Source organism: Pedobacter sp. CG_S7, assembly GCF_040544395.1.
Taxonomy (GTDB): Bacteria; Bacteroidota; Bacteroidia; order Sphingobacteriales; family Sphingobacteriaceae; genus Pedobacter.
The window spans coordinates 265,980-279,399 of the sequence record NZ_JBEONS010000001.1 but is presented as its reverse complement, the minus strand read 5'-3'; the positions used below and the strand labels follow the sequence as shown (position 1 = coordinate 279,399).

The following is a 13,420-nucleotide window of genomic DNA, read 5'->3' as shown; positions in this document are numbered from 1 at the left end:
GGTTAAATTCTTTTACGCCATAAAGAACTTTCCTATTTTGAGAAAAAATCATTTAATAAACTATCTAGTTCTTCCACTTTATCAGCAACGGCAGAGTCCTGATCCTGGACTTTATTTTCTACTCTTAAAACAGCTGTTGCATAATGCAGCACTGCCATGGAGAGTAAATCTTGTTTATCTCTTACCGCATAATTCTCCTGATAATCCTTTATGCGTTCGTTAATAATTTTGGCTGCCCGCCTTACAATTTCTTCCTCTTCCGTACTCACCTTTAAAGGGTAGATACGGTCAGAAATAGTTATTTTTATAGAGATTTCTCCCATTTTTTAGCTTTGTTTCAATTCTTGGTATTATTTACTTTTTAAGCAACACAACACACTTGTCAATCTCCCGCACAAAATCGTTAATTTTTTGCTTTATATCAAGCGACTTCTCACTTGTTCCTTCAATACTTTTTGCTAGCTTTAGTACTCTTAGCTTTTCTTCCAGGTCTGTATGCTTCGTTTTTGCCGCATCAAAGTTGGTCTTTATGAATTGATTTTCAAGCTTTAATAACTCATTTTCTTCTTGTAGAGCATTACATAACTCAATTAAACGAGTTGTTTTCTGTAATACCGAATTTAATTGTTCTGAAACCGAAGTCATGTTATTAACCTTTTATTTTAATCAAAATACCAATAAATAAAATTATTTTCTGATCTCTGCTTTTGCTGTTTGCGCTAAGTTATATATAATCTTTTGCATAACCGCATCAATTTGCTTATCGGTTAAGGTTTGCTCCTCGTCCTGAAGCGTAAAACTTAAAGCGTAAGATTTCTTTCCCTCAGGCAATTTATCGCCCAAATAAACATCAAATACTTGCACATTCTTAATCAAGCGCTTTTCAGTTTTAAATGCAATCGTTTTTAATTCGTCAAAAGTAACCTGCAAATCTACCAACATTGATAAATCTCTTCTAACCGCAGGGTATTTAGGAACTTCCTTGTTTACGATTTTATTCTTTTTTACCATATTTAACAATAAGGCCCAGTCAAAATCTGCATAAAAAACATCTTTATTCACATCCGCTTTCTTTTTATCGGCTGTTGTCGCTGCTCCAAAGGTTACAATTGTCTTATCGCCCCTGTAATACCTGATGCCATAAGCAAAATCTTCATTACTCACTTCTTCCACCTGGTAGTTAGCAATACCCAATCTGCCAATCACCGCATCAACAGCGGCTTTAATATGGTAAAAACTTACTGCACTACTTTTATGATTCCAATACTCAGCCTGGTTAGCGCCAGATAAAACGATTAATAAACATGGCCTTTCTACATATTTTTCATTAATCAAATGGTAGGTTTTGCCAAACTCATAAAATTTGATATCCGGGTTCTTCCGGTTATGGTTATAGGCAACACTCTCCAAAGCAGGCATTAATAAGGCCTGGCGCATTACATTTAAATCTGAACTTAAAGGATTTAGAATTTTTACCGCTTCATCGATGTGCTTAGAATAAACAGCTTTAGTGAGTGAATTGCACCATATTTCTAAGAAACCATTGGCCGTAAGCATGTCTGCAATCACATGCTGCGTTTGCTCAGAATCAGGTTTATCGATATAAGATAAAGAAGCATTAATTTTGCTTGGTATTTCAATCGTATTGTAGCCGTAAATTCGTAATACCTCTTCCGTAATGTCGCATTCCCTGGTTACATCCACCCTATAGACTGGAACTTCCAATACTAAATTGTCCTGATCTTCAGTAGCGATCTTAATGTTTAAAGCGAGGATAATATTTTTTATCTCTTCATTTGGAATGTTTGCCCCTATCAATTTATTGATATTGTGATAAGAAACGGCCACTTCAAAAGGCTTCATTGGTAGAGGATAGACATCAGAAATTGAAGAAGAAATAACACCACCTGCTAATTCTTGAATTAATAAGGCTGCTCTTTTTAAGGCATAAACAGTGATTTCCGGATCGGTACCTCTTTCATAACGGAAAGAAGCATCGGTTTTCAGCCCATGCCTTTTTGCTGTTTTACGAACAGAAACAGCATTGAAGTAAGCGCTTTCCAGGAATATATTAGTCGTGGCCTCCGTTACGCCAGAATCTTTACCACCATAAACACCTGCTATGGTCATAGGTTGCTCAGCATCACAAATCATCAAATCCTCAGCAGATAATTTACGCACAACGCCATCAAGGGTTATAAATGGCGTTCCTTCTGCACACTTCTTTACCAGTACTTTTTTACCAGTTATCTGATCAGCATCAAAAGCATGTAAAGGCTGACCAAGATCATGAAGCACATAATTGGTGATGTCTACGATGTTATTAATAGGACGGATACCAATAACTTTCAACTTATCCTGCAACCAATCTGGCGATGGTTGTATGGTTACACCACTAATGGTTACGCTGCTATACCTCGGACAAGCAATACTATCTTCAACCTCAACACTAATGGTTAAGTTCTCATTTTCTGTGTGGAAAGCAGAAACATCTGGCATGGTAATTTCCGTACGGAAATAGGCCGCTAAATCTCTGGCTACACCAAGGTGTGAGGCCGCATCGGCACGATTGGGGGTAAGTCCAATTTCATACAGAAAATCATCCTCCATTTTAAAATGATCTTTTGCCGCAATGCCAATTACCGTAGTTATTGGCAACTCCATAATACCATCATGAGAAACGCCTAAACCAATTTCATCTTCCGCACAAATCATTCCCTCAGAAACTTCTCCCCTTATTTTTGATTTATTGATTTTAAAAGGCTCCCCTTCATTTGGATGAACAGTAGTACCAACAGTGGCTACAACCACTACTTGTCCTGCGGATACATTAGATGCACCACAAACAATCTGTAGCATTTCTGCCCTGCCTACATCAACAGTTGTCACCTTCAAACGATCAGCATTAGGATGTTGCACACAATTCAATACCTTTCCAATCAACAAACCTTCAAGGCCACCTGCAATGGGTTGGACTTTTTCTACACTTTCCACCTCTAAACCAATATCAGTTAAGAGGAGCGAAAGTTCTTGTGGTGTTTTATCTGTTTGTATGAATTGCTTGAGCCAATTATAAGAGATCTTCATGTTTTGTTATCAGTGTAAAACGCAAAGATATAAAATATCAAAGCAATCCTTCATCTGCAAAACTAAAGAATAATTTATCTGCAATGATTAAATGGTCCAGTATAGGTATATCCATCATTTTCCCTGCTTCCACTAACCTTTTTGTAACCTTTATATCTTCGGCACTGGGTTTGGAATTACCAGAAGGATGGTTATGTGCCAGAATGATTGAAGCTGCATTGTTTTCCAATGCGCTTTTAAAGATAATTTTAGAATCTACTACCGTACCCGACTGCCCGCCCTTGCTGATCATAAATTTACCTTTCACAAAATTAGCCCTGTTCAAAATCAATATCCAGAACTCTTCGTGATTAAGATCAGTCATAAATGGAGCCAGAATATCATAAGCATCTTTTGCTCCTGAAATTTTCAAAACCTTGGCCACAGGATTATCTTTCCTTCTTCTGCCAAGCTCCATTGCTGCCACAATAGCAATCGCTTTCGCCTCACCAATTCCTTTAAACTTTGAAAGCTCAATAACCGTTGCTTTACCAAGCGCATCGAGGTCGTTATTTGAAACAGCGAGGATACGCTTGCTGAGGTCTACCGCAGTTTCCGTTCTATTGCCAGAGCCAATCAGGATGGCAATCAATTCTGCGTCAGTCAAATGCCTTCTTCCATGAAGCAGTAACTTTTCCCTCGGACGGTCTTCTTCCGCCCAAAGCTTTATCCCTAGTTTTTGTTCATACGATTCCATAGAAACAAAAAAAACGGGATAAGCAATGCTTATCCCGTTTTCAATAGTATTAAAGCTAAACTTAATTCAAGCTATTAACAAACTTTGTTAATTTTGATTTGTTGTTTGCTGCTTTATTTTTGTGAATAACATTTTTCTTAGCTAAACGATCTAACATGGAAATCACTTTAGGTAATAATTCTAATCCAGTTTTTTTATCTTCAGCACCACGTAATCTTTTGATAAAAGTACGTGTAGTTTTTGCCTGATATCTGTTACGTAGACGTTTAGTTGCGTTTGCTCTAATTCTTTTTATTGAAGATTTATGATTTGCCATTGTTCTTTAGCCTTTGATTTTTCTATTTTTTTTCGGACTGCAAATATAGAGTTTATGTTTTTAATATGCAAAATGATATGTAACTTTTTTCATTAAGCCAATTAAATTATCATTAATTCTATTGCTTTGTTTCCTTCTTGCTGACAAATATACTGAGAGTTCATGACATTTACACAATTGATTTCGGAAAAAAACATTTAAGTTCTTCAAAGTCAGTATTGCAAAGGAATATGGATTTGCTGTAATAAAGTAGAAAAACAGGCGGATAAGAAGCAAAAATCGAGTTTTCCATGAATTAAAAACACTATTAAGTTCTTAAAATACTAATTTTGGAATAGTAATAACGAAGAAATACAATCCAATGAAAAAACGTATTGCCATACTTGCCTCAGGATCTGGCACTAACGCCCAGAAATTAATAGAGCACTTTTCGGAAAGTGCTGAAATTGAAATAGCTTTAGTACTCAGCAACAATCCGGATGCCTTTGTTTTACAGCGCGCCGACAATTATGAAATACCTACTCATATTTTTACTAAGGAAGAATTTTACAATAGCGAAGAGATTGTTGGGTTATTAAAAAAAATGGACATCGACTTTATCGTTTTGGCGGGCTTTTTATGGCTGATTCCAAAAAATATACTGGCAGCCTACCCTAACCGCATCATAAACATTCATCCGGCCATATTACCGAAATTTGGTGGCAAAGGAATGTATGGTGATAAAGTCCATAACGCGGTACTGGCTTCAGGAGAAACAGAAGGCGGAATTACGATTCATTTTGTTAACGAACATTACGATGACGGAGAGTATATTTACCAAGGCAGATACAAGATTGAAAAAGGCGACAATTTAGAAATGATTAAATTCAAAGGTCAGCAGCTTGAACACCAACATTTTCCACGCATCGTAGAAAGTGTTTTGAAGAAGATAAAAAAGTAAGTATTTTAATTTATTTCTGTTAAAATTTATCGCATAAAAAACCTTATTTTTGCGGCTCAAAAATTAACTCTAATGAGCCAATCCATAAAGATCAAAAATGCTTTAATTTCAGTGTATTACAAGGACGGTTTAGCGCCTTTAGTTCGCCTTCTTGCAGCACAAGGAGTACAATTATTCTCTACAGGTGGAACTGAACAATTTATAAAAGATTTAAATCTTCCTGTTACTGCTGTAGAAACTTTAACGGGCTATCCTTCTATTTTAGGAGGCCGGGTTAAAACTTTACACCCTAAAGTTTTCGGGGGTATATTAAACCGCAGAAACTTAAGTGAAGATAAAGAACAAATCGAAGCTTATGAAATTCCTGAAATTGATTTGGTAATTGTTGATTTATATCCTTTCGAAGAAACGGTTAAAGCCGGAGCTTCTGAAGCAGAAATTATTGAAAAGATCGATATTGGCGGCATCTCCTTAATACGTGCAGCAGCTAAAAACTTTAATGATGTCGTTATTTTAGCCTCTAATGACGATTACAGTAACTTACAACAACAACTTGAAGCTCAAAATGGGGAGACCAACTTGGAACAACGAAAAGCGTATGCAAAAAAGGCTTTCCATACTTCTTCTCATTATGACACTGCTATTTTCAACTATTTCAATAACGACGAACCTTTAACGGTATTTAAACAAAGTATTAAACAAGCCCAAACGCTTCGTTATGGTGAAAACCCTCACCAGCAAGGTGTATTCTATGGTAATTTAGATGAAATGTTCACCAAATTAAACGGCAAAGAACTTTCTTATAATAACCTGGTTGACGTTGATGCTGCTGTTTCCTTAATTGAAGAATTCGACGAGCCTACATTCGTGATCTTAAAACACACGAATGCTTGTGGTGTTGCCTCTAGAACAACTATTCTTGAAGCATGGAATGATGCTTTAGCATGTGATCCTGTTTCTGCATTCGGTGGGGTCTTAATTGCTAACGGAGAAATTGACCTTGCAACAGCAACAGAAATTAATAAACTATTTTTTGAAGTATTAATTGCACCCTCTTACCAAGCTGAAGCAGTTGAATTGTTTAAGACTAAAAAGAACCGTGTTATTTTAAAAAGAAATGAAATCGACTTGTCTAAAAAACAATTCAAAACCTTACTTAATGGCGTAATTGAGCAAGATAAAGATTTAATTATCGAAGGCCCGGAACAAATGACCAGTGTAACTGAAAAATCAGCTACTGCGGAAGAATTAAAAGACCTGTACTTCGCTAATAAAATTGTAAAACATACAAAATCCAACACCATCGTTTTCGCAAAAAACAACACCCTAATTGCAAGTGGCGTCGGACAAACATCGAGAGTTGATGCACTGAAACAAGCTATTGTTAAAGCTGATGCTTTTAACTTCAGTTTAAAGGGCGCAGTGATGGCTTCTGATGCTTTTTTTCCATTCCCTGACTGTGTAGAAATTGCTGCAGAAGCAGGAATTACAGCCGTTTTACAACCCGGCGGATCAATCAAAGATGCTGATTCTATAAACATGGCTAATGAGAAAGAAATTGCTATGGTAACAACCGGCATCAGACATTTTAAACACTAATATATTTAACATTAAATACAATAAAAAGATGTAGTTTTACATTACTATATTATATAGATATTTTTAATTCATAATTTTCTCCTATAAATGGGTTTATTTAACTGGTTTACACAAGAGGTCGCTATTGATTTAGGCACCGCTAACACCCTGATTATACATAACGATAAAGTGGTTGTTGATGAACCTTCTATCGTTGCATTTGACAGACAAACAAATAAAATTATAGCAATTGGCCGACAAGCCATGCAAATGGAAGGTAAAACCCACGATAACATTCGTACGGTGAGACCTTTAAAGGATGGCGTGATTGCCGATTTTAATGCTGCCGAAGCAATGATCAAAGGAATGATCAAAATGCTCAATGGTGGTAAGGGATGGATGTTTCCTTCCCTGAGAATGGTAATTTGCATTCCTTCAGGTATAACTGAAGTGGAAAAACGTGCAGTTCGCGATTCAGCGGAAATTGCCGGAGCCAAAGAAGTTTACCTCATCCACGAACCAATGGCTGCTGCTGTAGGTATCGGTATCGATGTGGAAGAACCTATGGGAAATATGATCATTGACATAGGTGGTGGTACAACTGAAATTGCTGTTATCGCTTTATCTGGTATTGTTTGTGATCAATCTATCCGCGTTGCGGGAGATAATTTCGATTCTGACATCGTTAACTACATCCGTCGCCAGCACAACATCATGATCGGTGACCGTACTGCAGAGAAAATCAAAATTGAAGTTGGTGCTGCTTTGCCAGAATTACAAGATCCACCCGCAGACTTTGCCGTTCAGGGAAGAGATTTAATGACCGGTGTACCTAAACAAATTACAGTATCATATACTGAAATTGCCCATTGCCTCGACAAATCCATTTCTAAAATAGAAGAAGCAATTCTTAAAGCATTGGAGATTACGCCTCCAGAACTTTCTGCTGATATTTATCAAACTGGGATTTATTTAACTGGTGGTGGCGCTTTATTACGTGGACTAGATAAACGTGTGGCTGCTAAAACTAAGCTTCCGGTACACGTTGCTGAAGATCCACTTAGAGCCGTGGTACGCGGCACAGGTATCGCACTTAAAAACATTGGTGGTTATAAATTCTTAATGCAATAAAGGTAGTTCTGTTGTAAGTTATAAGTAAAGAACTTATAACTTACCGCGCAACCCAACAACTCTGAAATTATGCGTAACCTTTGGATCTTTATTAACAGATATAACGCATTTTTCCTATTTATAATTTTCTTTACAACAGGTATTGTACTCACCGTAAAAAACAATGCCTACCAGCGAAGTGTAACCTTTAACTCTACCAACGAAATTGTTGGTAACACTTACGAGAAACTTAATGTACTTAAAAAGTACCTTAACCTGGGTAAAGTAAATGATAGCCTGGCTTTTGAAAATGCACAACTGTATACTCAACTCCTGAGGATGAGGAATATTGACAGTGCTAAAAACACTATTGTTAAAGACACTTTAACACATCAGCAATACACCTATCTGCCTGCGAGGGTCATCAAAAACTCAATCACTTTAAGGAACAACATCATTACCATCAATAAAGGTAGTCTTGATGGTATAAAAAGCGGCATGGCAGTTATCTCTCCACAAAAAGGAGTGGTCGGTTTTATACGCGATGTATCTGAACACCTCGCTACCATTCAATCTTTGTTGCACAAAGACACAAAAATTAGTGTAAACATTAAAAAGAACAATGCGCTAGGCTCTTTAGTATGGGGAGAAAGAAACTTCGATTACCGAAAAGCATATATCAAAGATATTCCAAATCATTTTAAAGTTAACTTAAAAGACACTGTCATCACCTCCGGTTTTGGATCATTTCCACCAGGAATTATTGTTGGCAGTATCAGCAATGCAGGTATTACAACAGGCGACAATTTCTTAACCATTGAAATTAATCTATTTAATGATTTCAATACCTTACAGTATGTTTATGTCATTAAAGATAAATTTGCTGAAGAGCAAAAATCTTTAGAATCTAAATTGTCAAATGAATAGCAAATTAATATTAATCAACATTCTGCGGTGGTTTATACTACTTTTTATTCAAATTATCCTGTTACGGAATTTGAGTTTTTATGACCTGGCCACTCCGTTCATTTACGTATTGTTCCTGCTGTTACTCCCTTTTGGAATCCCAAACATCTTGCTTTACCTTATTGCTTTTGGTACCGGCTTAACACTGGATGCTTTTTACGATACCCTTGGCGTTCATGCTTCAGCCTGTGTGACACTTGTCTTTGTAAGGATACAGTTTATCTCCATTAGTGTTAACCGTGATGGATTTGACGAGCCTGAACCTGGATTAGGAAACATGGGTTTCAAATGGTTTTCCTTATATTCATTGTTATGTATTTTCTCCCATCATCTTGTGGTATTTGTTTTAGAAGCATTTAAAATATCTGAACTCTCTTATACGTTGATGAGATGCCTGATGGGCGGAATATTTACTTTCTTTATCATCATTTTAATAGAATTTTTATTTTATAATAAGAGATTACGCTAATGGACAATCTGTTTAGTAGAAAATATACCATACAAGGAATTTTCCTTGTGGTTTGCCTCATCCTTGTTGGCAAACTTTTCTATATGCAGGTAGTTAGCGATAAATACTTTCTTTTATCTAATAGCAACGTATTGCGCAAAATATATACTTTCCCGGCAAGGGGAGTAATTTATGATAGGAAAGGAAAAATACTGGTACAAAATGAACCGGTTTATGATTTAATGGTTATCCCAAATCAGGTTAAACCATTCGACACATTAGTACTCTGCAACATTATAGGCATAGATATGCCTGGTTTTAAAAAACGTTTTAACAAAGCCGTTGCACAATCCAGGTACCAGCCCTCTGCCTTTGAGAAACAACTTTCTGTACAGACCTATGCCGCATTGCAAGAAAAGCTTAGCAGTTTTAAAGGATTTCTTGTACAGGGCAGAACGGTACGCCATTATCCAGATAGTATTGCTGGTCAGTTTTTTGGATATGTAAAAGAAGTTACTCAAAAAGACATAGACAATAACAACGGTTATTACAGACCAGGTGATTATATTGGGAAAGCAGGTGTTGAGCGGCAATACAATGAGGCTTTACGTGGCGAACGTGGCGTAATCAATATGCTTTATGACGCACGAAATGTTCCACAGGGCAGTTACCTGGAGGGTAAATTCGACACTTTAGCCCGTTCAGGGGAAAAAGTAGTTTCTTCACTGGATATGGAAATCCAAAGACTCGGCGAAGAGTTGATGCAAAATAAAGTGGGGAGTATCGTGGCTATAGAGCCATCCACAGGAGAAGTACTTGCATTTGTGAGTAGCCCAGGTTACGACCCAAATAAGATGGTAGGCCGCCAGCAAGGAAATAATTACATGGAAATATTTGGCCAAGCCAACCGGCCATTCCTGGTCAGGCCAATTTCAGGATACTACTCACCAGGATCAGCATTTAAACCTTTAGATGCTTTAATTGGTTTGCAAGAAGGCGTAATAGATCCAGAAACAACCTTCTACTGTCCGGGTGCGTACTGGGCGGGTAACCATAAAGTAAAATGCGAACACGTAGATGGTAACATCAGTTTACGCAGAGGGCTGGCCAGATCTTGTAACACCTATGCCAGTTATGTTTTTGAAAGACTGCTTACTCAAAAAAAATACAAGAGCCAGAAAGTAGCCTATGATGAATGGCAAAAAAAGGTTCGTAAATTCGGCCTTGGATCAAAATTAGGTATCGACATGCCTTTTGAACGTAAAGGAACCTTATTCACTGCAGAAGAATACACGAAATGGTATGGTAAATACTGGGGATATACCACTATTATTTCTCTTGGTATCGGACAAGGAGAAATAAATACCACGCCCCTACAAATGGCTAACATTATGGCCATCATTGCCAATAAAGGCTATTACATTAAACCACACCTTATCAAATCTATAGGCGACAAGAAGATGATCAATAAAGATTATGTTCATAAAAACTATGTAGGTATAGACCAAGGGCATTTTGACCCTGTAATTGATGGGATGCAGGAAGCGGTAAACAGTCCTTGGGGAACTGCCCTTGCTTCGCGTATTCCCAACATCATGATGTGTGGAAAAACAGGAACCGTACAAAATCCACATGGCAAAAATCACTCTGTATTTATAGGCTTTGCTCCGAGAGACAATCCAAAAATTGCTATAGCAGTCATTGTTGAGAATGCTGGTTATGGTTCTTCCTATGCAGCACCAATTGCCAGTTACCTTACTGAAAAATACCTTACCGATTCTGTTTCTACAGGTCGATTAGCACAAATGGAATGGATGAAAAAACAAAATATGTTACCAGAAATTCCTAAACCTAAAGTAAAAGTCCTTGCAAAAACAACAGATACGCTACTCAACAAAAATACAAAGCCCACAGATAAGGAAAACTTACCAGCAACAAAAAGTAATTTACCACCAGTAATTAGCAAGCCAGTGGAAGTGAAAAGCAATTTGCCCACTACAATAAGCATTACAGCCAATAAACTAAAAAAAACAGGTAGTACAAAATGAAAAATCAACAAGCCAACAGGTTCTTTTTCAATGTAGATTGGATTACAATTCTAATTTATATGGCCTTATGTACCGTTGGCTATGTTAATATTTATGCTTCTGTTTACAATGCGGACGTATCTGATGTATATGATTTTGGCAGTAACTATGGTAAACAATTCATTTTCATTTTATCAGCATTGATTTTAGGATTTTCTATTCTGCTGCTCGATGCTAAATTCTTCAGCGTATTTTCCCCAATTGTGTATGGGGTTACCATACTGCTGTTAATTGCAGTACTGGTAATTGGGCGAAAAATAGCAGGTAACCAGGCCTGGATACCTTTAGGAAGTTTCAGGTTACAGCCATCAGAATTAGCTAAATTTGGAACAGCATTGCTCTTATCACGGTATATCAGCACCTTTAACCCTAAGTTTAAAGACTTCAAATCCATTTTATTTGCGGGCATGATTGTGGCATTGCCTTTATTTTTCATCATGATGCAGCCCGACGCAGGCTCTGCATTAGTCTTTTTGGCCTTCATGTTTCCAATGTACAGAGAAGGCTTATCGGGCTATTTTCTTTTGATATTTTTAGGAATGATTGTGCTTTTCATCGCCGTATTTCTTCTGCCTTTATATGTCGTTATACCCGCAATTTTAATTGTAGGAGGGTGTAGCATTTACTTAAACAAAAGAAAGCAGAAAATTATGATTTCTATAGCCATGGCCACAGTTATAGCCATTGCTTATCTGTTTCTGGTGAAGCTTACCTATACCAAGGTTTTAGAGCCTCACCAACGCAGCAGGATAGAAATTATGCTAGGATTGAAAACAGATCCAAAAGGTGCAGGTTACAATGTGATACAATCTAAAATAGCTATTGGCTCCGGACAAGTATTAGGCAGGGGATTTTTATTAGGTACACAAACAAAATACGGTTATGTACCTGAGCAAAGCACCGACTTTATCTTCTCTACCATAGGCGAAGAATGGGGTTTTGCAGGTTGCGTTGTTTTAATTGGGCTATACTTATTTTTAATGCTAAGGGTTATCAATTTAGCTGAGCGGCAACGATCACAATTCTCCAGAGTATACGGCTATTGCGTAGCTAGCATTATCTTTTTCCACGTGTTCATCAATATCGGGATGACCATAGGTATCGTGCCGGTTATTGGTATCCCATTGCCTTTTATTAGCTATGGGGGTTCCTCCTTATGGAGTTTTACAGTGCTCCTGTTTATTTTTCTAAAACTAGACTCTAACCGGATGGGCTTTATTTAACCGGAAAGCGCCTGTTTAAAAGATCATAAAAACGATCTACCGTATCCTGTTTAGATTTCCAGTCGTTCTTTAACGCATAATTTTGCTGTAGAAATTTATCAGCTGTATTTAAATCAGGCATTTTGTTAAGCAATTCGATTACTTCCGCGTAAGCAAGGTTGTAGCCATGAAACAAATCTTTAACAAACATCAGCTTGTCATTCAAACTAATGGCCTTTTTTAAATCTTTAATTTCAACCCTGGTACTTTCCGTATTTCCATTAGCAGTTTTTTTTCCAGCAAGTAATTCATTTAATGTTAATTTTTCAGCAACTTCTGAAACAGGACTTTCTATAGGAGCAGGCTCAACATTAACCACTACAGCAGCAATTGGTGTTATTACTAATGGTTCCTCTTTCACTATTTCAACCGCTAAAGTTTCTTCTTTTATAAACTCCTGTTGTTCTGGCACTAAAGACGGCTCTGGCTCTACCTCTTCCTCCTGATGAACCTTTTTAATCGTTTCTACATCATTTTTAACAGCTTGCTTCTGCGCAATAATTTGTTGCTCCTCGGCAGTTAATGGCCGGTTAAAAAGTGAATTAACTTCCTTCTCCTCAAATTCAAATTTTTCTTGATTTTGAGGACCATTGTTCAAAATACCCAAAGTTGCAGGCTCTTTTTCAGGTTTATAAATCTTTTCAGGAGCAATGGATTTCACTTCATGCAAGTTATTTGATTTAATGACAATATGAATATGATCTGTTAAAAAATTGGCATTAGACAAAAACAACTCTAATTCTAACTCATTGATTTTTTGAGGATTTTCAGCTAAATATTGATACTGATCCTGAAGTTCCGTAAGTATATTTCCGATTTTTTTAAAAAGATATTCTTGATTCATCATAGATTAATAACGGTAAAATGAGTGTTTTATGTTGGTAACTTGA

The 13,420-nt window shown here is 36.9% G+C and carries 13 protein-coding genes; 7 read left to right on the top strand and 6 right to left on the bottom strand.

Annotated elements, in window-relative coordinates:
- Positions 1 to 32: 32 nt before the first annotated feature.
- The 5 genes from AAKU52_RS01270 to rpsT all read right to left on the bottom strand — a co-directional run bounded on the left by AAKU52_RS01270 (position 33) and on the right by rpsT (position 4,139).
- Positions 33 to 323 (bottom strand): cell division protein ZapA, encoded by a 291-nt coding sequence (locus AAKU52_RS01270; RefSeq protein WP_354329375.1) that lies wholly within the window; start codon positions 321 to 323, stop codon positions 33 to 35.
- Positions 324 to 354: 31 nt separating this feature from the next.
- Positions 355 to 645 carry a hypothetical protein gene (locus tag AAKU52_RS01265; protein WP_354329373.1) on the bottom strand — a complete coding sequence of 97 codons (291 nt, stop codon included), beginning with the start codon at positions 643 to 645 and terminating at the stop codon, positions 355 to 357.
- Between the two features lie 42 nt (positions 646 to 687).
- Positions 688 to 3,087, bottom strand: coding sequence for a phenylalanine--tRNA ligase subunit beta (pheT, locus tag AAKU52_RS01260; RefSeq protein WP_354329371.1), 2,400 nt, complete (start codon positions 3,085 to 3,087; stop codon positions 688 to 690).
- Between the two features lie 37 nt (positions 3,088 to 3,124).
- Entirely contained in the window at positions 3,125 to 3,823 is a 699-nt protein-coding gene (gene radC, locus AAKU52_RS01255; RefSeq protein ID WP_354329370.1) for a RadC family protein, read from the bottom strand.
- 61 nt (positions 3,824 to 3,884) lie between these two features.
- Positions 3,885 to 4,139 carry a 30S ribosomal protein S20 gene (rpsT, locus tag AAKU52_RS01250; protein ID WP_354329369.1) on the bottom strand — a complete coding sequence of 85 codons (255 nt, stop codon included), beginning with the start codon at positions 4,137 to 4,139 and terminating at the stop codon, positions 3,885 to 3,887.
- A 361-nt stretch (positions 4,140 to 4,500) separates the two neighbouring features.
- Between rpsT and purN the strand changes: the two genes are divergently transcribed.
- From purN to rodA, 7 genes are all read left to right on the top strand, one after another.
- Positions 4,501 to 5,079, top strand: coding sequence for a phosphoribosylglycinamide formyltransferase (gene purN, locus AAKU52_RS01245; protein ID WP_354329366.1), 579 nt, complete (start codon positions 4,501 to 4,503; stop codon positions 5,077 to 5,079).
- Between the two features lie 72 nt (positions 5,080 to 5,151).
- Positions 5,152 to 6,678 carry a bifunctional phosphoribosylaminoimidazolecarboxamide formyltransferase/IMP cyclohydrolase gene (gene purH / locus AAKU52_RS01240; protein ID WP_354329364.1) on the top strand — a complete coding sequence of 509 codons (1,527 nt, stop codon included), beginning with the start codon at positions 5,152 to 5,154 and terminating at the stop codon, positions 6,676 to 6,678.
- Between the two features lie 87 nt (positions 6,679 to 6,765).
- On the top strand, positions 6,766 to 7,788 hold the full coding sequence (locus tag AAKU52_RS01235) for a rod shape-determining protein (RefSeq protein WP_354329362.1): 1,023 nt from the start codon (positions 6,766 to 6,768) through the stop codon (positions 7,786 to 7,788).
- 69 nt (positions 7,789 to 7,857) lie between these two features.
- Positions 7,858 to 8,694, top strand: coding sequence for a rod shape-determining protein MreC (mreC, locus tag AAKU52_RS01230; RefSeq protein ID WP_354329359.1), 837 nt, complete (start codon positions 7,858 to 7,860; stop codon positions 8,692 to 8,694).
- Positions 8,687 to 9,202: a rod shape-determining protein MreD gene (locus AAKU52_RS01225; protein ID WP_354329357.1), complete on the top strand. Its 516-nt coding sequence runs from the start codon at positions 8,687 to 8,689 to the stop codon at positions 9,200 to 9,202. The genes mreC and AAKU52_RS01225 overlap by 8 nt, the downstream gene beginning before the upstream one ends.
- A complete protein-coding gene (gene mrdA / locus AAKU52_RS01220) occupies positions 9,202 to 11,229 on the top strand; it encodes a penicillin-binding protein 2 (RefSeq protein WP_354329355.1) in 2,028 nt (675 codons plus the stop codon). Before AAKU52_RS01225 ends, mrdA begins: the two co-directional genes overlap by 1 nt.
- Positions 11,226 to 12,491, top strand: a complete 1,266-nt coding sequence (rodA, locus tag AAKU52_RS01215) for a rod shape-determining protein RodA (protein WP_354329353.1) — start codon at positions 11,226 to 11,228, stop codon at positions 12,489 to 12,491. The genes mrdA and rodA overlap by 4 nt, the downstream gene beginning before the upstream one ends.
- Here rodA and AAKU52_RS01210 read toward each other — a convergent pair.
- A complete protein-coding gene (locus tag AAKU52_RS01210) occupies positions 12,484 to 13,377 on the bottom strand; it encodes a DUF8457 domain-containing protein (RefSeq protein WP_354329351.1) in 894 nt (297 codons plus the stop codon). The two genes, rodA and AAKU52_RS01210, sit on opposite strands and share 8 nt — an antisense overlap.
- Positions 13,378 to 13,420: the final 43 nt, after the last annotated feature.